General features: G+C 68.7%; 23 protein-coding genes. 11 read left to right on the top strand and 12 right to left on the bottom strand.

Annotated features, from left to right (window positions below; translation table 11 throughout):
- Positions 1-1,188, bottom strand: coding sequence for an FAD-dependent oxidoreductase (locus tag LWP59_RS17770; RefSeq protein WP_144631831.1), 1,188 nt, complete (start codon positions 1,186-1,188; stop codon positions 1-3).
- Between the two features lie 31 nt (positions 1,189-1,219).
- Complete coding sequence (locus tag LWP59_RS17765) at positions 1,220-1,852, bottom strand: FAD-dependent oxidoreductase (RefSeq protein WP_144631834.1); 633 nt, start codon at positions 1,850-1,852, stop codon at positions 1,220-1,222.
- Between the two features lie 246 nt (positions 1,853-2,098).
- On the opposite strand from LWP59_RS17765, the gene LWP59_RS17760 reads away from it, so the two are divergent.
- A complete protein-coding gene (locus LWP59_RS17760) occupies positions 2,099-2,800 on the top strand; it encodes a TetR/AcrR family transcriptional regulator (protein WP_186382982.1) in 702 nt (233 codons plus the stop codon).
- Positions 2,801-3,052: 252 nt separating this feature from the next.
- On the opposite strand, the gene LWP59_RS17755 is transcribed toward LWP59_RS17760, so the two are convergent.
- Complete coding sequence (locus LWP59_RS17755; RefSeq protein WP_144631839.1) at positions 3,053-3,913, bottom strand: DMT family transporter; 861 nt, start codon at positions 3,911-3,913, stop codon at positions 3,053-3,055.
- Positions 3,913-4,794: a MurR/RpiR family transcriptional regulator gene (locus tag LWP59_RS17750; protein WP_144631842.1), complete on the bottom strand. Its 882-nt coding sequence runs from the start codon at positions 4,792-4,794 to the stop codon at positions 3,913-3,915. Before LWP59_RS17750 ends, LWP59_RS17755 begins: the two co-directional genes overlap by 1 nt.
- Positions 4,795-4,867: 73 nt before the next feature.
- On the opposite strand from LWP59_RS17750, the gene LWP59_RS17745 reads away from it, so the two are divergent.
- Together LWP59_RS17745 and LWP59_RS17740 are read left to right on the top strand one after the other, a co-directional pair.
- Complete coding sequence (locus LWP59_RS17745) at positions 4,868-5,602, top strand: ketopantoate reductase family protein (protein WP_144631845.1); 735 nt, start codon at positions 4,868-4,870, stop codon at positions 5,600-5,602.
- Positions 5,603-5,802: 200 nt separating this feature from the next.
- Positions 5,803-6,525 (top strand): sulfite exporter TauE/SafE family protein, encoded by a 723-nt coding sequence (locus LWP59_RS17740; RefSeq protein WP_144631848.1) that lies wholly within the window; start codon positions 5,803-5,805, stop codon positions 6,523-6,525.
- Positions 6,526-7,078: 553 nt separating this feature from the next.
- On the opposite strand, the gene LWP59_RS17735 is transcribed toward LWP59_RS17740, so the two are convergent.
- From LWP59_RS17735 to LWP59_RS17725, 3 genes are all read right to left on the bottom strand, one after another.
- The gene (locus LWP59_RS17735; protein ID WP_144631851.1) at positions 7,079-8,566 is read right to left on the bottom strand and encodes an MFS transporter; all 1,488 of its coding nucleotides are present in this window, start codon (positions 8,564-8,566) and stop codon (positions 7,079-7,081) included.
- 7 nt (positions 8,567-8,573) lie between these two features.
- Entirely contained in the window at positions 8,574-8,723 is a 150-nt protein-coding gene (locus LWP59_RS17730) for a hypothetical protein (protein WP_186382983.1), read from the bottom strand.
- Between the two features lie 95 nt (positions 8,724-8,818).
- On the bottom strand, positions 8,819-9,550 hold the full coding sequence (locus tag LWP59_RS17725) for an SDR family NAD(P)-dependent oxidoreductase (protein ID WP_144631854.1): 732 nt from the start codon (positions 9,548-9,550) through the stop codon (positions 8,819-8,821).
- A gap of 267 nt (positions 9,551-9,817) precedes the next feature.
- On the opposite strand from LWP59_RS17725, the gene LWP59_RS17720 reads away from it, so the two are divergent.
- Complete coding sequence (locus LWP59_RS17720) at positions 9,818-10,561, top strand: TetR/AcrR family transcriptional regulator (protein ID WP_144631857.1); 744 nt, start codon at positions 9,818-9,820, stop codon at positions 10,559-10,561.
- Between the two features lie 91 nt (positions 10,562-10,652).
- Here LWP59_RS17720 and LWP59_RS17715 read toward each other — a convergent pair whose 3' ends face one another.
- Positions 10,653-11,273, bottom strand: coding sequence for a TetR/AcrR family transcriptional regulator (locus LWP59_RS17715; protein ID WP_144631860.1), 621 nt, complete (start codon positions 11,271-11,273; stop codon positions 10,653-10,655).
- Positions 11,274-11,494: 221 nt separating this feature from the next.
- Here LWP59_RS17715 and LWP59_RS17710 point away from each other — a divergent pair, with 221 nt between their 5' ends.
- The 3 genes from LWP59_RS17710 (at position 11,495) to LWP59_RS17700 (ending at position 15,120) form a co-directional block, all read left to right on the top strand.
- The gene (locus LWP59_RS17710; RefSeq protein WP_229857739.1) at positions 11,495-11,803 is read left to right on the top strand and encodes a siderophore-interacting protein; all 309 of its coding nucleotides are present in this window, start codon (positions 11,495-11,497) and stop codon (positions 11,801-11,803) included.
- 13 nt (positions 11,804-11,816) lie between these two features.
- Entirely contained in the window at positions 11,817-13,958 is a 2,142-nt protein-coding gene (locus tag LWP59_RS17705) for a 2Fe-2S iron-sulfur cluster-binding protein (protein WP_144631864.1), read from the top strand.
- A 490-nt stretch (positions 13,959-14,448) separates the two neighbouring features.
- Complete coding sequence (locus tag LWP59_RS17700) at positions 14,449-15,120, top strand: VOC family protein (protein WP_144631868.1); 672 nt, start codon at positions 14,449-14,451, stop codon at positions 15,118-15,120.
- A 638-nt stretch (positions 15,121-15,758) separates the two neighbouring features.
- Here LWP59_RS17700 and LWP59_RS17695 read toward each other — a convergent pair.
- A complete protein-coding gene (locus LWP59_RS17695; protein WP_229857737.1) occupies positions 15,759-16,802 on the bottom strand; it encodes a LacI family DNA-binding transcriptional regulator in 1,044 nt (347 codons plus the stop codon).
- Between the two features lie 113 nt (positions 16,803-16,915).
- On the opposite strand from LWP59_RS17695, the gene LWP59_RS17690 reads away from it, so the two are divergent.
- Genes LWP59_RS17690 through LWP59_RS17675 form a run of 4 tightly spaced genes read left to right on the top strand, consistent with a single transcriptional unit; the run spans position 16,916 to position 22,210 of the window.
- The gene (locus LWP59_RS17690; RefSeq protein ID WP_144631871.1) at positions 16,916-18,304 is read left to right on the top strand and encodes an ABC transporter substrate-binding protein; all 1,389 of its coding nucleotides are present in this window, start codon (positions 16,916-16,918) and stop codon (positions 18,302-18,304) included.
- Positions 18,301-19,275, top strand: coding sequence for a carbohydrate ABC transporter permease (locus LWP59_RS17685; RefSeq protein ID WP_144631874.1), 975 nt, complete (start codon positions 18,301-18,303; stop codon positions 19,273-19,275). Before LWP59_RS17690 ends, LWP59_RS17685 begins: the two co-directional genes overlap by 4 nt.
- 2 nt (positions 19,276-19,277) lie before the next feature.
- Positions 19,278-20,147, top strand: coding sequence for a carbohydrate ABC transporter permease (locus LWP59_RS17680; RefSeq protein WP_144631877.1), 870 nt, complete (start codon positions 19,278-19,280; stop codon positions 20,145-20,147).
- A gap of 5 nt (positions 20,148-20,152) precedes the next feature.
- On the top strand, positions 20,153-22,210 hold the full coding sequence (locus LWP59_RS17675; protein ID WP_144631880.1) for a glycoside hydrolase family 2 protein: 2,058 nt from the start codon (positions 20,153-20,155) through the stop codon (positions 22,208-22,210).
- Between the two features lie 56 nt (positions 22,211-22,266).
- Here the strand turns inward: LWP59_RS17675 and LWP59_RS17670 are convergent, their stop codons facing one another.
- The 3 genes from LWP59_RS17670 to LWP59_RS17655 form a co-directional block, all read right to left on the bottom strand.
- Positions 22,267-23,940, bottom strand: coding sequence for a sialidase family protein (locus tag LWP59_RS17670; protein WP_229857735.1), 1,674 nt, complete (start codon positions 23,938-23,940; stop codon positions 22,267-22,269).
- Positions 23,941-24,610: 670 nt separating this feature from the next.
- The gene (locus LWP59_RS17660; RefSeq protein ID WP_233921995.1) at positions 24,611-25,312 is read right to left on the bottom strand and encodes a GntR family transcriptional regulator; all 702 of its coding nucleotides are present in this window, start codon (positions 25,310-25,312) and stop codon (positions 24,611-24,613) included.
- Between the two features lie 100 nt (positions 25,313-25,412).
- The gene (locus LWP59_RS17655) at positions 25,413-26,789 is read right to left on the bottom strand and encodes an ammonium transporter (protein WP_186382985.1); all 1,377 of its coding nucleotides are present in this window, start codon (positions 26,787-26,789) and stop codon (positions 25,413-25,415) included.
- Positions 26,790-26,814: the final 25 nt, after the last annotated feature.

Raw genomic sequence — 26,814 nt, 5'->3', positions numbered from 1 at the left:
TCATCCCTCCGGGTTCTTCGACGTGAACAGGCGCTGGAACGGTTTGGTCAGGCGGGAAACGGTGGACATGGTCCGGAAGAACCGGACGAGCTTCCGCGGCGGCCCATCGACGAACATCATGTCGAGGCCCTTCTGCGAAGCGGCGGCAGATTTGGCCCCCCGGGGAAACATCGCCTTCTCGTAGGTGGCGAGCGCGGTGTCGAGGTCGTCGTGGTCGATGATCGCCCTGGCGAGGTCGGCGCCGTCGATCAGGGCGAGGTTGGCGCCTTCGCCGGCGAACGGCGACATGAGGTGCGCGGCGTCACCGACGAGGGTCACCCCGGGAACCGGCTGCCAGGTGAGGCCGGTGGGCAAGGCGTAGATCGGGCGAGGCCAGATGGTGTCGTCGCAGCCGCGGATCAGGTCGGTCAGGGCGGGGGCCCAGTCGGAGAATTCGCGTTGCAGCGCCAGGCGGGCGTCCGCCGGGTCGTCCCAGTCGATGCCGCTGTCGGTGATCCAGTTTTCCGGAACGCGCAGGCCGCAGCCGAGCGCGATGGTGTCCCCGCCGTGTCCGCCGAGGTATTTGTTGCCCGAGAGCGCGAAAAAGCTTCCCCGGCCGGTGAGGGCGAGCGCGTCCGGGTGCCGAGTGGCCGCGTCGGACAGACGGATCTCGACCAGCGTGATTCCGGTGTATCCAGGCTGTTCCGGGGTCAGCAGCGGCCGGATCTTCGACCACGCGCCGTCTGCCCCGACCACCAGGTCGGCGCGCACGGTGGCGCCATCGGCGAACTCCAGCTCGTGTCCCGACGCGGCGGGTCGTGCGGCGACGACCTTTCTCCCCCAGGCAATCGTGCCCGGTTCCAGTGAGTCGACGAGCAGTTGCCGCAGGATTCTCCGGTCGATCTCCGGCCGGCCGTTGCCGCCCGGCGGCTCCTCGTGGTTGAGGTGAACATGTGCGGTTTTGTCGAGCACGCGGAGAGCTTCACCGCCGATGTGCGTGTGCGCGCGGAATGCCTCGTGAAGACCGGCCTCCTCGAGCGCGATCTGCCCCGTGTCGGTGTGGATGTCGAGTGACCCGCCCTGCTGGCGGGTGGCCGGTGTCGCGTCCGCCTCGTAGACGGTGACGGCCATTCCGTGTTGGTGCAGAATTCGTGCGCAGACCAGACCGCTCAGGCCCGCGCCGACGACGACGATGCCAGGTGCCGGCATGACGGATCGGTCCTTCCTTCAGCCAGAGATTTCAGTAGCCGAAGAAGGTGTCCGTGCGGATCTGCCTCCTGGCGGCGCCGAGTTGGGTGAGTTGCCGGACGGTGTCCTTCACATAGGGAGCTGCTCCGGAGACGAAATAGGTCGCGTCGGGGTTGTTCGTGACCAGCTGCTTGACCGCGACGGCGTAGGCATCGCGGCCGCCGAGGTACGCCGAGGTCGTCGCGAGCTGCTCGGTTTCCGACCGGAAGGGCGGGTTGCCGGTGCCACCGACGTGGACCAGGTGCGTGCGCTTGCGGACGCCGGCGGCCACGATGTGCCGCAGGATCGAGCGGAACGGCGTGATGCCGATGCCCTGCGCGAGGAACACCACATCATCGGGAGTACCGCGGAGCGTGAAGTTGAGGATCGGGCCGTTGAGCGTGACCAGATCGCCGGGCTTGAGCGCGGCGAGGGCGCGCTTGAAGTCACTGTCTGACTGCAGCCGCGTCGCGATCATCACTTCCGGATCTTCCGGCGCGGACGCGAGCGAGAAAGCCCGCCTGCCCGCCACTCCCGCGATCCTCAAGATGCCGTGCTGGCCCGCAGTGAAGGCCAGCGGTTTCACTGGAGCGAACGTGAAGACGTGCGCGCCATCCTCGATCTCGCGCATCGTCGCGAACGCCATCCTCGTCCTGGCGAAAAGACTCAAGTGCTCGCTCCTCCGGTGAGTTCGTGACGAGCGCTCGTCTCCAGGTCGGGCACCCTAATGTTGACGAACTGTATTCGTGACGAACACCATTCGTCAAGTGCGCCGTTCGCGCTGACCAGCCGGAGGGTGTCGCGACCTTTCGACGAACCTGTCTCCAGCCCCGGAAGCTTGACTCACAACATCAGCTTGACGAACACGGTTCGTAACGAATACCGTTCGAACATGACGCAGCGTGACCCGTTCCGTTCTTCGCACGTGGAGAGCCGCCGCAACAGGCCGGCAAAGCCGCCCCTGAGCCGCGATGCGATCGTCGACGAGGCCCTACGTCAGATCACCTCGGACGACGGTGCCGGCATGAGCCTTCGCAGGATCGCGAAGGCGCTCGACACCGGACCGGCCTCGCTCTACGCCTATGTCGACGACATGACCGAACTACAGGCACTGGTCCTCGATCGCGCACTGGACGCCGTCGCCGTCGGCGAGGCCGGCGAACCGTGGCGCGACCGTCTTGACGGGCTCCTCCGGTCCTACGCGGAACTCCTCTCGACCAGCCCCGCCCTCGCCCAGCTGGCCGTCCAGACCACCGCCGTGGGACCGAACGCGTTGCGCATCGCTGAGGCTCTCCTGGAGATATTCGCCGAAGCCGGCGTCGAACCGGCGACCGCAGCCTGGGCCATCGACATGCTGACGATGTTCGTCGCCGCCGTCGCGGCAGAACACGCACTCGGCTCGAACCCGGCGGCACCCGACGGTCCGGTCGCACAGGCCATCAACCGAGCGGCGGCGAGCGAGTACCCGCGCGTTCACGCCGCGCGGGACCACATCATGTCCGGCACCGGCGAGGAGCGGTTCACCTGGTTCATCGACATCCTCGTCCGCGGCATCCTCTCCCACGATCAGGCCCTGCACTCCGAAACAGGATGACGGGGCCTTGGTGACGGTCAGTCATCGCGGTGGAGCGCAGCATTTCGTTGATGTGGCCGGCCAGGAACTTCCGGGCGACCTAGGTCCAGGGCGCCTCGAGCTCCTGCGTGGGGGTCGTCTCTGACGACGTGCAGACCGCGTCCGGCGCGGATTCTGTTCTGTCCGATGTGGACGGCTGCGTCCTGGTCGTGCGATAGACCCCCGGCAGGTGCCATACCCGTGCACGTACCCCACACTCGCGATGTGTCGACGTCAGAGGCTGACGGCGGCTATGCCGGCGAGGACGATCCCGGCGCCGGTGATGCGGCGTACGAGGTGGTTTTCGTGGAAGAGCCTCCAGGCAAGAAGGGATCCGATGACGATGGATGACTCGCGCAGGGGTGCGACGAGTGCGACGGGCGCGGTCTGCATCGCGGTGAGGACGAGGATGTAGGCCAGCGGGGAGAGCACCGCGACGGTCAGGACCGGCGCCGCGTCCGTACGGACGGTGGCCGAGATCAGGTCTCGTCGGCGTACTGCCCCCGGAGTGAGGAGCAAGGTCTGCAGCAGGAGCGTGCCGGCGTAGTAGCTCACGGGCGCCAGATGCAGAGAGACGATCGAATAGCTGTCCCAGAGGGTGTAGCCCGCGATCGCGGCACCCGTCGCAGCACCCCAGAGCACGCCCTGAAGAGGATTACGCTGTATGCCTTTGAACGGGTTGCCTGCGACGACGACGATGCCCGCGACGATGACGAGACTGCCGAGCATCGCGAGCGCGGTGAGCCGTTCTCCGAGCAGAAGGATCGCGAACAGCATCGTCAGCACGGGGCCGGTCCCGCGAGCGACGGGATAGACCACGCTGAGGTCGGCGCGATCGTAACCAGCCTGGAGCGTCAGGGAGTAAGCCAGGTGCAGTGCGGCCGAGACGAGCGAACCGACCGCGAACTGCCAACTGAGCGGCTGCGCGCCGGTCGCGACGAGGACGATGCCGATCGGGACGCACAACGCCGCCGATGCGCAGGTGTAGGCCCAGACGAACAGGAAGGTGTCGCCGCGCTTGTACTTCGACGCCATGTTCCAAACCGCATGCGCCACCGCGGCGACGAGGACGATGGCGATCGTGCCGGGCTGCATCAGGAGATGTCGGGCAAGTCGATGCCCGCATGCTCCGCCAGGCGGCTTCGCTCAGGGTCGCGCAAAGCGAGGGCGGCTGCCAACGCGTCGATGACCACGAGCTGCGCGAGCCGGCTCCCCGCCGCGGCCATCTGCGCAGGTAGCGGCGCACCGCCCACGACGAGAGCGATATCGGCGAGGGAGGCGAGCGGCGTCTCGTGCTGATTGGTGATCGCGATGAGCGTTGCACCGGCGGAGGAGGCCGCATCGGCGACGGCGAGCGTCGTCGAGGTGCGCCCCGTCGAGCTGACAGCGATGACGACATCAACCGGATCCAGGAGGCGCATCGCGATCATCGCCGACTCGTGATCCTGGATCCCCGCGGTCCGCACGCCGAGAGCACGCAGCCGGAAGACAGCATCCGCCGCGACGGTCGCGGACGGCCCTGCACCAAAGGCAAGAACCTGCCCCGCCTGCCGCACCGCGTTGACGGCCTTGTCCAGGGCCTCGGGGTCGACAGCGCCGCCGAGTGCGGTCAGTGCGTCGTGGCCTGTCTGGATCGACGTCTCGATCACATCGACTGTCGAGGAACTCCCCGTCAGCGGCGTCGGGGGTGCGAAGAACTCGGCGGTGCCACGGGCCCGTGCGATCTCGAGCTTCAGCTGGGTGAACCCGTTGAACCCGATTGCGCGAGCTGCGCGGACCACACTCGGAGCAGAGACACCGGCGCGCTCGGCCACTTGCGCGGTGGTGCTCGCCCCGACGAACAGGGGGTCGCGAAGCACGAGCTCGACGACCTTCGCCTCGCTCGGCGCAAGGTCGCCAGTGCGCGCCTGCACCGTACCGAGCCATCTGGCGAGCCGGGCACCATCGGAAATGCTGTTACCTACTACGCTGGCCACACGTAACAGGATAACCTACGATGGATGACTCTGATCGAAAGTCCGGAGGGGGCGCCGAGGTGCTGCTGCAACAATCGCGGTCGTCGGCCCCGGCGTCATAGGCACGACCGTCGCCGCGGCGCTGCACGAGGCCGGCCGCACACCGCACCTCTACGGGCGCAGGGCACGCGAACATCTCGAACTGCGCGTCGAGGAAAGGCGCATCCTCGTGCCAGGGCCCGTGCAAACCGACCCTGCGCAGGCCAAGGAGCCGGTCGACCTTGTGTTCCTCGCCGTCAAGGCCACGCAGATCGAGGCGGCCTCGCCTTGGCTGGCAGCGCTGTGCAGCCCGCAGACAGTCGTGTACGTACTGCAAAACGGGGTTGAACAGCGGGCGATGCCGGCCCCCTACATCGCCGGCGGGCAGGTCATCCCGTCGGTGGTGTGGTTCCCCGCTGAGGCGAAGCCCGACGGTTCGGTACGGCTGCGCCGGGATGCACGACTCACCCTGCCGGACACGTCGGGGTCGCGGCTCGTACTCGAGGCGCTGCGCGCCACGCGGTGCGCAGTCGAGCTGGCCACAGACTTCACCTCCGTCGCATGGCGCAAACTACTGCAGAACGCCGTCGCCGGACTGATCGTCCTCACCCGCCGCCGCTCGGGCATGTACGGCCGAACCGACCTCGCCGACCGCGAAGCCGGCCGTGCGCTGGAATGGGACATTCGCAACGGCATCGTGCAGCGCCGCGGCCAGGCTCACGGCATCCCGACGCCGATCAGCGACGTGGTCGTGCCACTCATCGCGGCCGCAAGTGACGGACCCGGTTGACCCCCAGGACCCGGGGCGCAGCGTCAGTGGGGGCGCAGCGTACCCTGATCTTGACAGCGCCTAGGGTTCCGGTGCCGTACGGCATGGCTGGTCCGAGCGGCGCCACCGCGCACCGCCGACCGGGGTGCGGTCATCTCAACGGACAAAAACCTGGAGGATCGGTCCCGCCGCGCCCGCGACGGGACAGAAGCGGTCCCCACATGCTTGCGCTGCTCCTTCTCTTCGTGCTCGCCCTCGCTGCCGGCGTCCTCAGCGGCGTCGTCGGCACCGGCTCCTCGCTGGTCCTCCTCCCGGTGCTCGTCGCCCTGTACGGGCCGCGGGTCGCCGTGCCGGTGATGGCGATCGCCTCCGTGTTCGGCAACGTCGGGCGCGTGGTCGCCTGGTGGCGCGAGATCCGCTGGCGGCCAGTCCTCGCGTACTCCCTGACGGGCGTTCCCGCCGCCGTGCTCGGCGCCCACACGCTCCTCACGATCCCTCCGGCCGTCGTCGACGTCTTCCTGGCCGTGTTCTTCCTGGCGATGATCCCGATGCGCCGCCTGATCCGGCGCATCCGCATCCGCATCCGGTTGTGGCACATGGCTGTCGCGGGGGCGCTCGTCGGATTCCTCACCGGACTGGTGGTCTCCACGGGCCCGCTCAGCGTGCCGGTGTTCACGGGATACGGCATGAGCGGCGGCGCTTTCCTCGGCTCGGAGGCGGCAAGCGCGGTGCTGCTCTACGCGGGCAAACTCGCCACCTTCGGCTTCTCCGACGTGCTCGCACCGCCCGTCATCGCGCGCGGACTCGCCATCGGGGTCGCCCTCCTCGCCGGATCGATGCTCGCCAAACGCATCGTGCGCCGGCTCCGGGAACGCACCTTCGAACTCCTCATCGACGCCGTGCTCGTCGTCGGCGCAACAGGGATGCTCCTCGCGCTCCGGTGATTGGCTTCGCCCGAGCCACTTCGGCTACCGACTACCGGACGCGCATTGGTGCCACCAAAGTGGGTATCAGCGCCGACGCTCTGCATAATGGGTCCGGCAGGACCAGATCGACCGCGGCGGACGATCTGGGACCACAGCTCACGAGAGTTGTGACTACCGGTGATCCACGGCAGGCTCGTGTTTGTGTCGATAGTGTTGCCGATGGCTTGCTACGCCAGCATTCCCGAAAGGGACCGACCCGGCCCGCTGGAACCGAGACGAACTCGACGCAGTCGCCACCGCACTCGACAACCGTCCACACAAGAGACTCGGTTGTAAGTCACCGGTCGAAGCACTGAACGAGCTGCTATTCGGTATTGCGACGACCGGTCGAACCTGGGCAATATCAACGCCTGGCGGTGGCAGAGCTCAATCAATCCAGGATGGCGAGAGCGCCGTAGCCGAATACGGCGGCTGGTACCACTACAACCGCGTTCCCCCGGCCGACGCGCTGTATGGAGCCGCGCGCACCAGTTCCATGGGTGACTGGGTCCCGGGCCCGGTGGGTGGTACGTCAGCCAGGGGAGTCGGGATTGACGGGTTCGGGTTTGCCGGCTCGCAGGGTCAGACCGCAGGCCACGGCGCCGGCGGTGAAGATCGCGCTCGAGTACCAGAACGCGACGGCGTAGCTGTGGATCGCGGCGTCCGCCTGGACTATCTGGCTGGTGACGTCCTTGCCGATCAGGTACCGGGTCAGCGCGGAGGCGGCGAGCGAGTTGAGCAACGCGATTCCGATCGATCCGCCGATCTGCTGGGCAATGTTCACCATGGCTGAGGCAACGCCCGCATCGTGCGGTTCGACGCCGGAGGTTCCGGCGTTCATCGCCGGGGCGATGATGGCACCGATGCCGATCCCGAAGAGCATCAGCGGGCCGAGGATGTTCGCGGAATAGGAGCTGTGCGGGCTGATGCCGGTGAGCCAGGCCATGCCTCCGGCCGCGATGATCATACCTCCGCACACCGGTATTTTCGCGCCGATTCGCGGGTAGAGCTGTGTAGTGCACACTCCCCCGGTGATCACCAGGGTGGCGACCATCGGCAGGAACGCGATACCCGTCATGACCGGTGAGTACCGCAGGATCTCCTGCATGTAGTAGTTCAGGAACAGGAACGCACCGAACAGGCCGATGCCGCCGAGGAAGATCGCCAGGTTGGAGCCACCGCGGGTGCGGTCGAGGATGACGCGCAGCGGCAGCAGCGGGTGCGCGGCGCTGGTCTGCCACCAGACGAACACCGCGAGCAGCAGGGCGCCCCCGGCCAGGGACACCCAGGTGCCCGGGGCACTCCAGGGGTGCGATTCGACGTTGGCGAAGCCGTAGACGACGCAGCACAGGGCGACCGAGGCGATGAGTGTGCCGGGCAGGTCCACGTGGGGCCGGTCGTCGGTCTTGGGCTGGCGCGGGATCAGGGTCGCGGCGCCGACGACCGCGACGAGGCTGATGACGACGTTGACGAACAGTGTCCAGCGCCAGTTGAGGCATTCGGTGAGCACACCGCCGAGCAACATGCCGATCGCCGCTCCCGAACCGGAGACGCCACCGAACACGGCGAACGCGGCAGCGCGTTCCTTGGCTTCGGTGAAGCTCGTCGAGAGCAGCGAGAGCGCGGCGGGGGCGAGCATCGCGCCGGCCGCGCCCTGCAGAGCGCGGCCGGTGACGAGCACCTCGAAGTTCGGCGCCGCGCCGCCCAGCGCCGAGGCGGCGCCGAAGGCGATCAGGCCGGCCAGGAACATCACCCGTCGTCCGACCAGGTCGGAGACGCGGCCGAACAGCAGCAGCAGGCTGCCAAAGGCCAGCGAGTAGGCGGTCACGATCCACTGCCGGTCGCCGACCGAGAAGGCAAGTTCCTTCTGCGCATCGGGCAGCGCGATGTTCACGATCGTGACGTCGAGCACATCCATCAGCTGGGCCAGGCAGATCACGGCCAGGATCCACCAGCGGCGTGGGTGGTGGGGCTGGGCCCCGGAAGTTGCGCCGGTCGCCGTCGTTTCCATCTCATCCATGTCGCCCTCACTCCGTCGGCTCGACGTTGCTGGTAAGCAGCTCGAGCAGGCCGTCGGGGGTCTCGTCCGCGAAGGAGGCGCGGGCCTGCGCCGAGGCCGCGGCTTCGCGGGTGCGGCCGCCGAGCCCGGTGCCGGTGATCGCGACCGGAGTGCTCATGGTGGTTCCTCATCAGGTCGAGGCGCCCGCACCGCTCGCCATAGCAACCAGGCCATTCGTGGTGGCCGGGGATGCTCGCGAGGTCGGGGGTTGTATCAGGTCAATGGCCGTCCGTCGCGAAAGAGCCCACCGGTGGGTCCGTCGGCGCCCAGGGTGGCGGCCCAGACGATGCCTCGGGCGCTTTCCGCGGCCGAGCGGTCGTTGTCGTCGTCTCCGCGCTCGGGGTGTGTGGCGGTTTCGCCGGGGTCGACAGCGTTGACCAGGATCGGGGTGTCGTCCAAGGCGCGGGCGAGCACGGTGGTCAGAACGTTGAGCATGTGCTTGGCCATCGAGTACGCCGGGGCGCGCAGGCTCGCGCCGAGATCGAGTCCGGTGGCGACCTGGAGGGCCGAAATGCTGGAGACGTTCACGATCCGCGCCGCGGGCGCGGCGGTCAGCAACGGCAGCACCGACTGGACCAGTCCCCACGGGCCGATCACGTCGACCTCCATCGCTGAGCGCACCGCGTCGAGGTCGGCGTCGAGCGCGGACAGGGTCCTGAAGTCAGGCATGTCGCTCGCGTTGTTGATCAACACGTCCAGGTGGCCGAAGGTTCGGGTGAGGTGTCCGGCCGCTTCCCGCATGCTTGCCTGGTCAGTCAGGTCGAGGCGCAGAGCGGTGGCTGCGTACCCGTCCTGACGCAACTGCTCGGCCAGTGGTTCCGCGCGGGTGACGTCGCGCGCGGTCAGGATGACGTGGTAGTCGAGTTCGCCGAGTTGGCGGGCTACGGCGAAGCCGAGCCCCGCCGGACGGCCGGCGCCGGTGATCAAAGCCGTCTTGACGCTCACGGTGGCGTATTCCTTTCGAGCAGGTAAGAAGTTTTGTGCTTGTCCGGGGACGGCGCAGTTCGGGGTGAGGGTCGGGATGCCCGTGGGACACGGTCAGCAAGTTTGCTGGAGAGTGCTCGGGCAGCAGTCCGGCCAGGATGGTGGATACGAGCTTGACCAGGCGGGATCGAGCGGGAGTTACCGGCGGCTCGGTGGTGAACTTAGTTCATCAGACGTGAACTAAGTTCTACATGGCGAACTTAGTTCTTGTCAAATAGGGTTGAGGGCATGGTCCTAGATCCGAAAGCGCGCCGCGCGGCCCGGCACCTGCAGCCCGCCGCCGCTCCCGCCCGGCCCACGCCGCGCCGCGAGCCGCTCACCGTCGAGCGGATCATCGACGCGGCCCTGCACGTCGTGGCGACCCAGGGCTACGAGGCGTTGACGATCCGCGCCATCACCGCAGAGCTCGGCACCAGCCCCTCCTCGCTGTACGTGCACGTGGTCAACAAGGCCGACATCGACGATCTGATCATCGGACGGCTCAACTCCGAACTCGTGCTGCCCGAACCCGACCCGGACCAATGGCGCGAACAGATCCTGCAGGTCTACGCCCAGATCCGCGACCAGTACCTGCGCTACCCCGGCATCTCCCGCGCGACGCTGGCCGCCATGCCCACCAACCTGGAGACCCTCCGGGTCAGCGAGGCGATCCTGGCGATCCTGCTCGCCGGCGGAATAGCGCCCCAGACCGCGGCCTGGGCCATGGACTCCCTGTCTCTCTACGTCGCCGCCTACACACTGGAGATCTCCCTGGTCCGCACGCGACAGACCGACCAGAGCCACGAATGGGTCCTCAGCCGCGACGAGCTGCTCCAGCGCCTCGGCTCCCTGCCGGCCGACCGATTCCCCCACACCAGGAGCCACGCCGCCGAACTGACCTCCGGCAGCGGACACCAGCGCTTCGACTTCACCCTCAACCTGATGCTCGACAGCCTCACCGGGCAGCCACCGGAACACGCTGAGCAGACATAGACAGCAGAAACGGTCAGTGAACCGCCCCGCAGTGTCCGGAGGCTTTTCCCATTTGAGACTTCGGTGGTTGCCGGGGTCGTTCGTGCTGCTGCTACTGATCCCCGCGCAGGTAGCGGGTCACCATGGCGACCAGCTCGTTCTCGAACGTCTCGACGGGGATGGTCCGCGGCGCGGCCATGAACTTGTGTGTGTTCATCTCAACGGTGAACATGATGATCTCCGCAGCGACGTCCGGGTCACCCACGCGGACGTCGGGGTGCCGGACGATGACGTCGCGCACCTGGGCCGTGCGCAGCTTCCCGTGCCGCTCAATCGCGTCGAGCAGTTCCTGGGAGACCGGCGCCTCCTCGATCATCACCCGGAGCAGTTGGGGATCGTCGCCATGGTTGTCGATCGCGTCGCGGATGAGCGCCCGGACCGTCGCCTCCAGCGTCCCGGGCGAGAGGTCGAGCTCATCGGCGTCGGTCCAGATGCCCCGGTCGATGTGCTGGATCAGGAGCTCGGCGAGGATGGCGTCCTTGTTCGGGAAGTACTGGTACAGCGAGCCGATGGAGATACGGGCGCGCTCGGCGATGCGGTTGGTGGTGCCGGCGGCGTAACCGTGCTCGGCGAAAACGCGAGCAGCCGCGGTGAGGATGCGCTCGCGCGTGAGCTCGGCGCGCACCTGGCGGGGCTTGCGACGTGGTTCTAAGCGACGGTCTGCCGACGGCATCCTGATCCTCCTCGAGGGCGGCAAAAGCGAGTAGAACTTACCTGAGCTAATGCTCATAATAGTGTCATGAGCTGGGAAAACAATATCTCGGGTGGCGTCTCGTGATCCCGAGGGCACACCGCGCGAGGGCCAGACCGCGCGGCGAATGCCGACCACGTCGGGCGAGGCGTGGATGGCCCAGGTGCTGCTGATGCCGAAGTCGGTCCGCAGGCATTTTCGACATGGGCACCACGTACCGGCCGCCGGAACATGCGCAGTCGCAACTGCTCGCCGGCGACGAGACGGCACTGCCGGCCATCCTGGCGATCCTCGACCAGGCGCCGTCGCTGACCGCAGAGGTCCACCTGGAAGCACCGGCCGCGGCCGAAGTGCGTGACGTGGTGGCACCGCCCTGGACGCGAATCCACTGGTGCCGCCGCACCGACGCGGCCACGTCGGTGCGGCGGCACCTCGTCAACGACCACGGCGCGCCGAAGGCGGGCATCTCATTCGCGGGTTACTGGCGGCACGGCTGGTCCGCACCGGGCTGAGGAGGGATTTTCGATGCAGCTGAGCACACTCCACCGGATGACGACGGTCGACGAGGTCGAGGCGGTCCTCGGGCGGCCGCCGTCGATGATCATGCTGAAGCAGATCAGCGCCCTCGACGAGGGCTGCCGGACCATCCTGGCGCACTGCCCGCTCGCGGGCTTCGGCCACCGCGACGCCGGTGGCGTCAGCCACACGACGTTCATCGGCGGCACACCGGGATTCGTGCGCGTCCACACGCCCACGCGGTTCTCGTTCACCCTGCCCGACGGCGAGGCGCACGGCCCGGTGTCGTTCGTTTTCCTCCTGCCGGGCGTCGGGGAGACGTTGCGCGTCAACGGTTCCGTGGGAAAACGAAAGGGCGCCGAGACATTCGTCGACGTCGAAGAAGCCTACGTGCATTGCGCACAGGCCGTCATCCGTGCACGCCTGTGGCAGCCACCCTCCCCCGCCGAACCGGCGCCGGAGGTCGAGGGCGACGGCCCGTTGTGCGGTCCCGGCGTCACGGACTTCCTCGCCGCCGCACCGTTCCTCGCTCTGTCTACTTGGGACGGTTCGGGCGGGAGCGACACCAGTCCGCGTGGGGACCAGCGGACCGTCGCGCGAATCCTCGACGGCCGGACTCTCATCATCCCGGACCGCAAGGGCAACAAGCGCGCGGACAGCCTCCACAACCTTCTCCATGACGACCGGCTCTCGTTCGCCGCCCTCGTCCCGGGCCGGACCGGCGTGCTGCACGTCGGCGGCCGGGGCACGATCACCGACGATCCCGCGTTGCTGGAGACGATGGCGCTGCGCGGGACACCTCCGCACGCCGCGCTGCTGATCGACGTCGAGCACGCCGAGGTGACCGCCAGCGACGCGGTGGCGCGCTCGCGGGTCTGGGCAGCGGCCACCCATCTCGAACGCGGCACGGCGCCCGACTTGATGGTGCTGGCCGGGGATCACCTCGCCGCGAACATGGCCAAGGCCCAGAGAGGCGTGCTCGCCCGCGTACTCAGGATCGTCGCGGGAATTCCGGGTATCGATCGGGTTTTGCGGCGCGCGATGAACGTCGCCTACCGGTCCGGACTGCGGAAGGAGGGTTACGAAGACGTCCAGGTCGGCTCGCGACCGACGCCGCCCGTCGTCGAATCCGAGCCGGCGCAACGATTACGGGAGGTCCGCGTCGCTGGAGTGCGCCGGGAAACGTCGAGCGCCGTCACCCTTGTGCTGGAGGACGCCGAGGGCCGGAGTTCCTTTGACTTCCGGCCAGGGCAGTTCTTCACGCTCGTCACGGACATCGACGGGCGACCGGTGCGACGCGCCTACTCCGCGTCATCGGCGCCTGGGGCATCGCGGCTCGAGGTCACGGTCAAGCAAGTCCAAGGCGGCCGGTTCTCGACCCACGTTCACCGGAACCTTCGCGCCGGGGACCGGCTGTCGGTGCGCGGTCCGTCCGGGGCGTTCCACACCGATCCGGCGGCGGCGCAAGACGTCGTCCTGGTCGCCGCGGGCAGCGGTGTCACACCAATGATGAGCATGATCCGCACCCTGCTGGCGGCACCGGCGGCCGGCCGGATCACGCTGCTCTACAGCAACCGCAGCGAGGAGGAGGTCATCTTCGCCAACGAGCTCCTCCGGCTGGAAAAAGAGAACCCCGAGCGGTTGTCGGTCACGCACGTCCTGACGCAGGAGCACGGACGGCTCGACGCCGCGGGTGTGCGCACCTGGCTCACCGAGCTGCGGCCGCCAGAAGACGCCCGGTACTACCTGTGCGGGCCCGAAGCGCTGATGGACACGGTCCAGGGCGTCTTGATCGAGCTCGGTGTGCCGGACGACCGCGTGCACCACGAGCGCTATACCAGCGGGCCGGACACGACCACCACGGCCACCGCGCCGCAGGAGATGATCGTCGAGGAAGGGGCGCACGAGGTCGGCTCCGTGGTGGTCGAGCCCGGCCAGACTCTTCTCGACGCCGGGCTCGCGGCGGGGCTGCCGATGCCGTACTCGTGCACGGTTGGCAACTGCGGGGACTGCATGGTGAAGCTCCGCGGCGGGGAGGTCGCGATGAACGGGCCGAACTGCCTGACGCCGCAACAGAAGGCCGACGGTTACGTCTTGACGTGCGTGGGCTGCCCGCTGTCCAAGGTCACCCTGGACATCACCGAGCCGTAACGGCTAGGTGTGGGAGCGACGCAAAGCCGCCCTGCTCTCTCGGAGCTCGACCGCTTTCAGGGCTTCGCTACACGACGCCGTGACGCACCTGGACGCGCCGCTGCGAGCCGAGGAGGACGGCCAGCGCTCGCGGCGGCGAGCGCGCAGAGCAGGACGGTGATGCGATCGAGGACTCCCGCAGCCCGGCGGGGGTACAGACTCCGCCGAGCATTGCTTGCGAAAGCAAGTGCGACTCGCGAGTTGCCGACGAGGTGTCAGGACCTGACTGGCAGAGGACTATCAACGCTCTCGTGACCTATACGAGCGACAACGAGTCACTCGAAGACCAGAAATGAGACCCGATCCGGAGCGAGACGACGCCCGGAGCGCCGTCGTCGAGCGGCCTACAGCCGCCGGTGATCTTGCTCCGGTCTGCAGACCATCTCACCCCGGATCAGCAGTCGGCCTTGCCCGCCGGAGGCCATAAGCCTTATCACGGTAGCCTCAGCGGATGTTCCATCTGGATCATCTCTGCCTCGGCGTCCGCGACTTGGCTGACGGGGTCCGCAGAGTGCACGAGGAGACAGGACTCGCCCACTACGACGGTGGCGTCTTCGCCGCCGGCATCGCGAACACGATCTTCCCGCTCGGCGAGGACGTCTACCTGGAGGTCGAGGCCGCGACGGCCCCAGCAGCCGAGCGGGATGCGGGGGTCGCCTGGTTCGACCAGGTCGTCGCGGACGGCGACCGGTGGATGTTCTGGAGCTTGCGCGCCGACACCCTCGAGGAGATGACCGCCGTCGCGCAGCGGCTCGGCGGCGAGGTGGCGCGGCTTCCGGGGCGCGTCCAGCCCGACGGCACCCAGCGCATCATCACCACCGCCCCCGGCCCCGGCCGCGCGCTCGACACGTGCTGGCGCCGGGGGCTGCCGAACTGGTTCTACCGGGAGGACCCGGCCACCAACCCGGATCGTGGGGCGGTGGAGCACGGTGAGCGCGGGGTGGCCGTGACCCGGCTGGAGATCGGCGCTGACGCCGAGGAACTGCGGGAGCACATCGGTGCCGAGACCTTCGACCGGCTGCCGCTGGCGGTCGTGCCCGGCCGGCCGGGCGTGCGCGCGGTCACGGTGCGCACCGCGTCCGGGCGCGAGGTCACGCTGCGCAGGAACCCGGCCGACCTGTAGCGGGCGCCCGTTTCCTCGCGACTCCCGGTGGCGACCTGGGAGACTGGCCGCCGCGTGGCCACCCTCGGCATCGGCGGCGCGGCCGAGGGCACCGACGCGCGGCACACCGCCGCGACCGTGGTACACGACATTAGCGGTGAGAGCCGCAGCCAGCACGAGCGAGCCAAGCCCGAGCGGCACGGCGCCTTCTGGGCGAACGTCCTCGCTGCGGGTAGCCGATCGTCGGTCCCGCCCTGCCCCGGAGCCGGCGATCGCGCGCGGCCCCAGCACAGATGTTCAGAGCTGCAACCGTGTGGTTAGTGTGCAGCTCCCCCTCGGACACAGTTTGTGGCATCCCTGCTACATCTGACGTACTGGTGCCAGAAGGCACTTCAACACCCGCCAGTGGCCTGTAAGCCACGGCTGCGTGGTTTCCGCCGGTGCTCGTCATGACCAACGCTGTGATCGCCCCAGTGGCCATGCCGTCCACTTCTTCGCATTCGTTGGGTGAATCGCCGAAATACAATAAGTCGGCAACTGTCCACGCTCAGCAGCAGCACGTGGTTCTGCCGCCGGGCGTACTCCTTTCCCTTTCCCCCGAATTCGCCGTGCGCTTACTTCTCCCATTCCCGCCAAAACCAGGACACCGCACTCCCGGCTCAGCGGTTCTCCGTGCTCTCCCGCGCGATCAGGGTGTGCGGGGCGATGAATTCCTCCGCCGCCAGCGATGGGTCCTCGATGCGCGCGGCGAGGCGGGACACCGCGGTGCGGGCGATGAACGGCGTGTCCAGGGAAACCGTGCTCAGTGAGGGCCGCGAGTACCGGCCTTCCTCGATGTCGTCGATGCCGATGATCGCGACGTCTTCCGGGACGCGCAGGCCGGCGTCGAACACCGCGCGGATCGCGCCCATCGCCAGCAGGTCCGAATAGCAGAACATGGCGTCCGGGCGTGGCGATTTGCGCAGCAGGGACGTGGCGGCGGCGTAACCGTCGGCGCGGCCGTAATGGGCGGCCGTGCGCTGCAAGGCGTTCACCGGTCCCAGGCCGCGCTCCCGGAGCGCTTTCCGGAATCCCTCCGTGCGCTGCAGCGGCGTCGCGTACGACTCCTTCGGCTGCGCGCCGATCGCCGCGATCCTGGTGCGGCCGCGGTCGAGCAGGTGCGAGGTCGCGTCGTGGGCCGCGACGACGTTGTCGATGGCGACGTGGTCGAAGCGGCGGTCGAAGAGGTGCTCCCCCAGCAGGATCAGCGGCGAGGACCTGGCCGGGTTCACGTCGCGCAGCTCGTCACGGGTGGCCAGTGACGCGAACAGCATGCCGTCGAACAGGTTGCGCCGGCCGCCGCCGCGCAGCAGCTGCCGTTCCCGCTCGTGGTCGTGGCCGGTCTGGTCGATCATGACCTGGAACCCGAGGTGGCCCGCCGCGTCGATGACCTCCCGGGCGAGCTGGCTGAAGTACGGCACGTCGATCTCCGGCACCACCAGCGACAGCAGACCCGTTTTCCCGGTGCGCAGCGTGCGCGCCACCGGGTTCGGGATGTAGCCGAGCTCGTCGATGGCCCGCTGCACGCGCTGCCGCATCTTCTCGCTGACGTGCTCGTAACCGCTGACGACGTTCGACACCGTGCGCACGGAGACTTGCGCCCGATCCGCCACGTCCCGCAACGTCGCCGCCATCACCACGCTCCCTTCGGCCGGAGTGCTCATCCTAGCGTTTGCAACGTGTGCAAGCATGTCGTACAGTTTGCTCACGTTGGCAAACCGGCGGCGTGCCGATTCCCGCGCGCCGTCCTGCCGCTGTCCCCGCACAAAGGAGTGCCATGAACCCCACTCTTGGCCGGAACGGACGGAGCGCCCGGTCGTTCGCCCGTCGCGGCACCGCCATCGCCGCCGCGGCCGTGCTCGCCGCCGGGCTGAGCGCCTGCGGTCCGGACATCGGTTCGGCCAGCGGTCCGGCTGCCGGCGGCGCCATGCTCGAAGTCCCGGCGAACGCCTCGCCGAAGGGCGAGATCACCATCTGGGACCGCTCCGGCGACCTGTTCAAGGTCTTCGACGCCGCGATCAGGAAGTTCACCGAGAAATATCCGGGCATCACGGTCCACCACGAAGCCGTCGACATCGACTCCAAGCTGCAGAACACGCTGATCACCGGCACCGACGTGCCCGACGGCGTCTTCCTGGACGACGCGAAGGTCGGCGGCTACGTCGAGCACCTGTACAACCTCAAGGACGTGCTCGCGCCCTACACCAAGGACATCGCGAAGCAGAAGGTCGACGTCAACACCGTCAACGGCGGCATCTACGGCGTGCCGTTCGACCTCGACCCCGGGCTGCTCTTCTACAACGCGAAGGCGCTCAGCGCGGCCGGCATCGACCCGAACGGGATCAAGACCTACGACGATCTCCTTGCCGCGGCGAAGAAGTACCAGCAGTACAAGCCCGGCGCCAAGCCCATCCACCTGGAGCAGAACGCGTTCAACAGCCAGCTCCAGCTGGAGATGTACGCGAGCCAGCTCGGCACCAGCCTCGCCGGCGCCGATGGGCAGCTGCGCCTCAATTCGGCGCCGTACCAGCAGATCCTGACCTGGCTCGACACCGTGCAGAAGGACGGCCTCGGTACCCGCGCGGAGTATCTCAAGCCCAGCGACGTCGGCGCGCTGGACTCCGGTGACGAGGTCTTCTACCCGTGGGCGATCTGGTTCGACTACGCGCCGCAGCAGCAGCTGACCGCGACGAAGGGCGATTGGCGGGCGATGGCGCTGCCGGCCTGGTCCGACGGCGGCGCGCGCAGCGGCGCGATGGGTGGCTCGTCGTTCGTGATCCCCAAGGACGCCAAGAACCCGCAGCTGTCCTGGCTGCTCTACCAGTTCCTGACCTTCGACCAGGCCGGCTACACCGCCGTCTACGGCCCGAACGAGGTCTACCCCGGTGGCACGAACACGTCCATCCCCGCCTACCAGCCTGCCGCAGACCCCGCGAAGCCGCTGTTCCAGCCGATCGACGCGATGGGCGGCCAGGACCTGTGGCAGACCGCGGTCGAGGCAGGCCGGCAGATCCCGGGCGGCGCGCCGATCCCGGTCTGGTGGGACGGCGCGGTCGACTACCTCGGCACCGACCTGCAGAAGATGCTGGACGGCAGCATGACCCCGCAGCAGGTCATCGACCAGGCGGGCAAGGACATCCAGACCAACCTGATCGAGCGCAAATGACCCGGCCCGCCCCGTCCGGCGCGGCGACGGTGTTCCGGGAAGGACGACGGGGCCCGGCGGTGCCTGCCGGGCCCCGCACAGCGAAAGCGGCGGCGCCACGCGGGAGGCGCACGTTCTCCTGGCGCCGCCGCCTCGCGCCTTACGCTTTCGTGCTGCCGTTCGTGGCGGTCTTCCTCGCCTTCAGCATCTACCCGCTGTTCTTCACGCTGCGCCTGAGCTTCACCGACTGGCACGGGACAGGCGCGGCGCAGTGGGTCGGCTTCGGGAACTACCGCTACCTGCTGGCCAACAGCGCCTTCTGGTCGTCACTGGGCAACTCCGCCGTGCTGTGGCTGCTGGTCGTGCCGGTGCAGCTGGTGCTGTCGGTGATCGTCGCGGTCCTGCTCAACACCATCAAACGGCTGCGGAGTTTCTACCGGGTCGCGTTCGTCGTGCCGTTCGTGATGCCGCTCGTCGCGATCGCCCAGATCTGGATCGTGCTGTTCGATCAGAACTACGGCGCGGTGAACGCGGTGCTCGGCGCCGTCGGGCTGCCCCCGGTCGGCTGGCTCGTCACCAGCGCCTGGGCCAAGCCGACGCTGGCGTTGCTGTTCCTCTGGAAGACAACGGGTTTCGTCGTCCTGATCGTCCTTTCCGGACTTCAGCAGGTCGAACCCGGCCTCTACGAGGCGGCGTCGCTCGACGGCGCGGGCCGGGTGCGGCAGCTGTGGAGCATCACCGTCCCGTTGTTGCGCCGTTCCCTGATGTTCTCCGTGGTGCTGCAGACACTGGCGGTGTTCCAGATCTTCACCGAACCGTACGTGGTGACGAAGGGCGGGCCCTACAACTCGACCACCACGGCGGGGCTCTTCCTGTTCAACCACATCAACCGCGCGGATCTCGGCACCGGGGCGGCGAACTCGTTCCTCCTGGTGATCGTCGTGATGGCGGTGTCGCTGCTGTTCGTCCGGCTGCTCCGAGCGGAGGACTGACCATGACCACCCTCGACGTCCGAGGCCGGCGCGGCCGCCCGCTGCTCGGTTCGCACATGTTCCTGCTGGTGCTGACCGTGGCACTGCTCGCCCCGGTGGTGTGGGCGGTGCTGTCCTCGTTCAAGCCCGCGGGCGAGATCATCCGGGACCCGCTCGGCTTCGACCCGGCGACCTTCACGCTCGCCAACTTCCGCGGGATGTTCCACGACGTGCCGGTCGGCAGCGGCTTCCTCAACACCGGCGTCGTGCTGCTCGCCAAGGGCGCGATCACGATGTTCTTCGCCCCGCTGGCGGCCTACGCGTTCGCGAAGTACCGCTTCCGCGGCCAGAACCTGATCTTCGGCGCCGTGCTGCTCACGCTCATGCTCCCGACGATCGTCCTGATCATCCCGCTGCTGCTGGAGATGAAGGAGCTCGGCTGGGTCAACACCTACCAGGCGCTGATCCTGCCCGGCTCGGTGGACGCCTTCGCGATCTTCTGGATGCGCCAGGTGATCGCGGCGGTACCGGACGAGCTGCTCGACGCCGCCCGCATCGATGGCTGCGGCGAGTTCGGCATCTTCTGGCGCGTGGTCCTGCCTGCGATCCGGCCGGGACTGGCCGGGCTCGGCGTGCTCACGATCATGAACATCTACAACGACGTCGTCTGGCCTGTCGTGGCGGCCAGCTCGAGCCGGATGGCCACCCTCCAGGTGGTCCTCACGACCCTCGCCCAGAACATCTCGGGCAACCGGGTGGGGGCCGACTACGCGACCATCACCGGCGAGCTCCTGGCCGCCGCGACGGTCGCGCTCCTGCCCCTGTTGATCCTGTTCATCCTGCTGCAGAAGCACTTCATCAACGGCATCCTCGCCGGAAGCGTAAAGGGCTGAAACACATGACGATTGCCGAGAACGCCGCCGAACCGCTCGTCGCGGAGGCGGTGCCCCGGCCGGAATACCCGCGGCCCGACCGGGACCGCTCGGCCCACTGGCTGAGCCTCAACGGGCGCTGGGAGTTCACCGCCGGCGACGGGGCGCCCGGCTCGATCACCGTCCCGTTCGCCTGGGAGACCGCGGCTTCCGGGGTCCAGCGCACCTGGCTGGAGCACGCCGTGTATGCCCGCACGGTGACCGTGCCGCCCGAGTGGTCCGGCCGGCGGGTGGTGCTGTGCTTCGGCGCCGTGCATCACCGGGCGACCGTCTCCGTCGACGGCGTGCCGGTCGGCTCCCACGTCGGCGGGCACAGCTCGTTCGAGTTCGACGTCACCGGCGTGCTCGAGCCGGGTCGGCCGGCGGAGCTGACCGTCGAGGTGGACGCCCCGGCGGACAAGCGCGAGATCCCGCACGGCAAACAGCGGTCGATCCCCCGCGACGACTACGACGGCGTCTCGTTCACGCCGACCTCGGGGATCTGGCAGAGCGTCTGGCTGGAGGCGCGCGGGCGCACCTACGTCGAGGAAGTCGCGCTGCGCGGGGATTCCCTCACCGGGTTCGACATCGCCGGCGTGCTCGCCGGGGACACTTCCGACACCGGCACGGTCGTGGCCGAGCTGGAAGGCCGGGAAACCGTGCTCCCGGTGACCGGCGGCCGGTTCGAGGCCCGGCTGGAGGTCGAATCGCCCCGGTTGTGGAGCCCGGAGTCGCCACACCTCTACCGTGTCTCGCTGCGCGTCGGCGAAGGACCGCAAGCCGATCACCTCACCGTGACCGGCGGGTTGCGGCGGATCGAAACCCGCGGCGAGGAGCTTTACCTCAACGGGGAACGGCTTTACGTGCGTGGCGTGCTGGATCAGGGGTACTGGCCGGAGACCGGCCTCACCGCACCGGACGACGAAGCGCTGGTGCGAGACCTCGATCTGGCACGTGAACTCGGATTTTCCCTGGTGCGCAAGCATCTCAAGTTCGAGGAACCGCGGTGGCTCGACCATGCCGACCGCATGGGGATGCTGGTCTGGGCGGAACCGCCGTGCCCGAGCCGGTTCAGCCCGGCCGCGGCGGCGGCGTTCGAGGCCCAGCTGCCCGACCTGGTCCGCCGGGACGGCAACCACCCCTCGATCGTGATCTGGGGACTGTACAACGAAGAATGGGGCCTGGACTGGGACATCCCGGGCAGCCCCGAGCGCGCTGCCGCGGCGGAGCACGCGTACGAGGAGATGCGCTCGCTGGACGACACCCGGCCGATCGTGGAGAACTCCGGCTGGGCGCACGTGAAGACGGACCTGGTCGACTGGCACTACTACGACGAAAACCCGCGCGACTGGGCGGAAAACCTCGCCGCGCTGGCCTCCGGCGAGCGTGAGACGTTCGAGGTGAGGCTCTCGCCGGACTTCGTCGTCGACAAGTCCTTCTACGGTTCGCCCGGCTTCCCGCGTTCCGGCGTGCCGGTGCTGAACAGTGAGTTCGGCGCGGGCTTCACCAGCCTGGAGCGCGCGTGGCACGTGCGCTGGCAGACGCAGGAAATCCGCCGGCACGACCGCTTCGCGGGCTACATCTACACCGAACTGACCGACGTCGAGCACGAGATGGCCGGCCTGCTGGACGCGCGCCGCGGGCGGAAGGACTGGGGCGGGCTGGACCCGGCCGATGCGTTCGCGCCGACCACGCTGGTGGTGGATCTCGTGCCCGCGCATGCCGGCGCCGACATCCCGGTCCCGGACGGCCCGCTGACCCTGGACGTGCACGTCTCGCACACGGGCACGGCGCCGGTCACCGGCACCCTGCACGCGGCGTGGGGCGCTTCGGGCTCACGCGGCATTCCCGTCGCGGCAACGGATTCCCATGCGGTAGAGGCGGAGCCGTTCCGGCTCAGTGCCGCTGTCCCGCTGACCGTCCCGGCGCCCGGCGGCCCGGCGCGGCTGCATCTGTGGCTGGTGGCCGAAGACCGCGTGCTGGCACGGACGTTCGTCGACGCGGCGGTGGTGGAGGAGCCGAACCGGCGCGGCGGGCGCGTCTGAGCGAAAGGGGAGGCCGGTCCACCGTGGACCGGCCTCCCCTTTCATGCTCGAAGGACTCAGGCGGGGACGTGCCACACCTGGGTGAACAGGCCGTTGCAGTCGTAGATCTGCAGCTGCGTACCGTCCGTGGTCTGGGCGGCCGGGTCGTCCAGGCAGCGGCCCGACTGCGGGTTGTAGATCGACCCGTCGGCACGCGCCTGCCATTGCTGGGCGGCGGTGCCCAGGCAGTCACGAAGCTCTACTTTGGACGAATTGGCGGTGCCGTTGTTCACGATGTTCAGGCACTTGTCGTAGGCGCGGATCGTGCCGTCGGTTTCGAGCGACCACTGCTGACCCGTCGCGATGCCGCAGGTGTAGAGCTGCACCGCGTTGCCGTTGACCGAGGTGTTGGTGTTCACGTCGACGCATTTGCCGGTGTCGCCGGGGCCGGTGATCTGGCCCTGCGCGTTCGGCAGCGTGGCCGTGCCGAAGGCCGTCTCGCACTTGCCCGTGGACAGATGCGTGCCCGCGAGCATGAGGAACGTGTTGCCGGAAGCCGCCGCGAGCAGCGGTGAACTGTACCCGGCGCAGGAAGTCTCACCCGCGTCGTAGCCGCCGGTCGGGGCCGTGGTGACCGGCGTGGTGATCTCCTGCCAGGCACCGGACCCGAGGTTCCGGTTCACGAACAGCACGTGACCGTCCTCCGGCTGGACCGCGAGCGAACCGTCGGTGCCCGCGACCACCCGCTGCCCGGAAGCGATGAGTGTTCCGTTGGCACCACCCGCGGAGGACCAGGCCAGATACGGGGTGTGGAGCAGGAAGCGGTGGTCGCTGGTCTCGATGCGGGTGCCGAGGCTGCCGGGGTTCCACGATTCGGCGTCGGACGAGGTTTTGAGGTAGATGTCGCACGCCTGGTCCGGGTCGAAGCCGGCTTTGCAGTCCTCGTACGTCATCGCGTAAGTGCCGTTGGGCAGCGCGACGACCGTGGTCATGCCGGGCCGTTCCACGCCGTTCTGCACCGCGACGTCGTAGACCTCGCTGCCCCAGGTCAGGCCGCCGTCGGTGGACACGGTGTGCGCGAGGACCTGCGCGTAGTTGTTCACCGACGGGCGTTCGTCGGAGTAGTAGCAGATCAGCCCGTGATCGGTGGTGGTGAACTCCGGTTCCCAGATGCCGTGGCCGGTCGTGTCGGCCATGCCCGACTCGGCGGCGCACGAACTGCGGTAGGTCCAGTGCGCGCCCTGGTCGGTGGAGACGAACACCTCGACAGCCTGCTGCGTGTAGTCGCCGTGGTTCCACGCTGTGCCGGCGGCGAGCAGTGTGCCTGCCGGCAGTGAGCCTTCGGCGCGCGGGAGTTCGTACAGCGTCGGGCCGTCGAGATCCCAGCCGTGCTGGGTGTCGGTGACCGTGCCGATCGGCGAGGACGTCCACGTGACGCCGTTGTCGGTGGAGCGGTAGACCGGGAAGTTCGCCTTCGTCACGCCTGTGCCGGAATGGGAGAACGTGGACAGCAACGTGCCGTTCGCGCTGCCGCTGTGTTCGAGGCGGATCACCCGTGGGTAGCTCGCGTCCTCTGTGGACCCGCTCGCGGTGCTCGGACGGTAGAGGACTCCGCCCGATGTGGTGGCCGCCGTGGCCGTTGCCGCCGGAACGGCGGCCGCCACGGCGGCGGTCAGCACAGCGGCGGCGAGCAGCGCGACGCGCCGCCGGGGATCAGAGCGGTGATGGAAAATCAGGGGACCAGGGGCCATGGACCTCACTCCTCGGACGGGATGGCGCCGCGGCCGCGGACAGCTCGATCCGTCGTCCCGCTGAGCCCACCCGAGCAGCATCCGAGATCGCCGAGCCGCTGCGGCAGCACACGGGCCGTCCGCCGTTCTCGCCGTCAGCCGATGCTCCGGGTGCCCACCGCAGGCCGCTTTGCCATCGTTTGCAAGAACGGTACTGCGGGTTTGCACACGTTGCAATAGGCCACCTGGACGGCGATCCCGGGCCGGGAGCCGGCCGGCGACCACACAGCGGGCTGGGGCGATCGACACGAATCCGCCCGCCGAGCCGGACAATCACGCGCTGGGCCGCTCCCGTGGCGGGCTGACCACCAAGATTCACGCGCTGGCCGACGCCACCCGCGACCTCGTCGCCGTGCGACTGAGCCCCGGACAGGCCGGAGACAATCCCCACTTGCTGCCCCTGGTGGAGGACGACCTCGCCTCCGGCTATGCCGGCGCTGGGCCGCTGGATGTCCGGCTGCGGGGCGACAAGGCGTACTCCCACCCCTCGACCCGCCGTGTTCGCCGAGCCTTCGCGACAGTGGTGAAGGACGTCCCGCAGTTGGGACAGATCGCCGATGCCCGCGCGCCCGAGGCGTTCGCGGGCTCGGCGCCGGCCACACACAGGCGCGTACGCGGCACAGCGATCTGCTCAGGTGCCCGTCTCGGGCTCTGCCTCCCGCTGCGCATGCGTGAAGTGCCGCAGCGCGAAGAGCCTCGCCGATTCGACATGCTCCCGCATGAGCCGCTCCGCCCGCTCGGCGTCCTGTTCCCGGAGCGCGTCGAGGATCGCGCGGTGCTGTTCGATCGCCACGGCGGCCCGCTCACCCGGATAGGAGTAGTTCGACCGGAAGCTGACCGTGAACGCCAGGACCTGTCCCATGATCGTCTGCAGCATCCGGCTTCCCGCCGCCTCGCTGACGAGCGTGTGGAAGGCCAGGTCGGCCATCGCGACCTGCATCGGGGTGCCCGTCGGCGAGACGCGCTCCAGCTTCGCGTGCGCGTCCTCGAGTGCCTCCAGGTCCTCGCTCGTCCTGGCCTGCGCCGCCTCGCCCGCCGCGTACGACTCGAGTACCTCGCGCAGCGTGTAGATCTGCATGATGTCGCGCGCGGTGATGGTGCGAACGGTCGCGCCCCGGTTGGGCGTCAGCTCGACCAGCCCCTCGCTCTGCAGCGTGAACAGGGCTTCTCGCACCGGCGTCCGGCTCACGCCGAGCTGCTCGGCCAGCAGCCGCTCCCGCACCGGCTCCCCCGGCTTGAGCCGGCCGGAGAAGATCTCGTTCCGCAGGACGCGCGCCACACCCTCGCTCGTGCGCTGGGACAGGGGCACCACGCCACGCCCCGGTGACTGCATGAACGCGCTCTCCCAACGCTCGCCGCGACCGCCGGATGCGCCGCGGGCCAAGTGCAGATCATAGCGGCGGGCCCGCCGGAAACGGGCCCCGCCGCCGGAGTCACGCGGGCACCGGCGGCTCCGCCACCGGCATCGCCTCCAGGTCGTCCGCGAAGTTCGACACGCCCCACCGCGTCTGGTCGAGCCCCACGAGCTCCTCATGCTCGCTCGCCCGGAGCCCGTCGAACCGCTCGAACACCAGACACAGCAGCAGCGCGGGCACCCCGGCCACCAGCATCGTCGCCACGACCCCCGCCAGCTGCCACCACGGCGTGATCTCCCCGACGCCCACCGCGTGCGCGCCGTCCAGCCCGAGGTAACCACCGGTTCGCGTGCCCCACTTCAGGAAGCCCGTCAGCACGGCACCGATCGCACCGGGGCCGAGTGCCAGCGGCACCACCTTCGGGTCGTCGATGCGCGCCTTCTTCAGCAACGCCGCGGTGCCGAGCGCGACCACCGGCCCGAGCGCGCCGACGAGCAGGCACTCCCAGGCGTTCCCGATGTCGAGCAGCGTGCCCGCCATGACGACACCGGCGACCGGGCCGAGCAGCGCCGAGGTCGCGTCCCGGCGCCGGTACGCCAGCAGCAACCCCGTCACCGCACCGCCGAGCAGCGCGGCGAACAGGTTCACGACGACCAGCCCGAGCCCGCTTTCGGTGAACGAGATCCCGAAGAAACCCGTGCCCGGCACGATGTAGCCGCTGCCGAGCGTCACGAACGGCAGGGCCACCAGTATCAGCAGCACCCCGATGCCCACGAACGCCGCGTTGTGGGACGCGGGCTTCGCGCCGCTGCGGTGCGGCAGGAAGGCGCCGAGCCGCGGGCCGACGCGCCACGCCAGCACGAGCACGAACGTGCCCGCGGTGATGTAGAGCGGAAAGACGCCGTCGAAGTCGTGGGTTCCGCGCAGCGTGAGCGGCGACAGCGAACCCCAGCACAGATAACCGACGAGCGGTGAGAGCACCGCGCCGACGACGAAGGACATGACGTAGAGGGGAACCGGCTTGATCCGTTCGACCACGCCGGTGTGGATCAACGCGACGGTCGCCATCGTGAAGGTCACGAAGAACACCAGGAAGATCTGCTGCACGTCGGCCTCGGGCAGGGCGGCTGGGTCGACGTACCGCGACGACGTGGTGGTGAAGGCGCCGCCGAGCCACCAGTCCCGCACCGCCTGCCGGAACGGCTCCGGCACGCCGAACGCCTGGTTGAACTGCCACTGCCAGATCGGGTAGCCGATGAGCAGGGTGCCGAGACCGCCGACCATCGCGGCGCCGATCTTCTGCACGGTGGTGTCGAGGACGTTGCGCCGGCGGACGAGGCCGGTGTCGACGAACACGAGTCCCGCCACGACGAGCAGGACGGCGACCGCGCCGACGGTGTAGATGAAGGTCGACAGGACCCAGTTGGTGGAGGCCTGTTCGGGGAACTGTGGCATCACTTCTCCCAGCGGGGACGGAAGG

The sequence above is a fragment of the Amycolatopsis acidiphila genome (assembly GCF_021391495.1).
GTDB classification, from domain to species: Bacteria; Actinomycetota; Actinomycetes; order Mycobacteriales; family Pseudonocardiaceae; genus Amycolatopsis_E; species Amycolatopsis_E acidiphila.
Note: the sequence above shows the minus strand (reverse complement) of the source record. Positions and strands in the feature narration are given on the sequence as shown.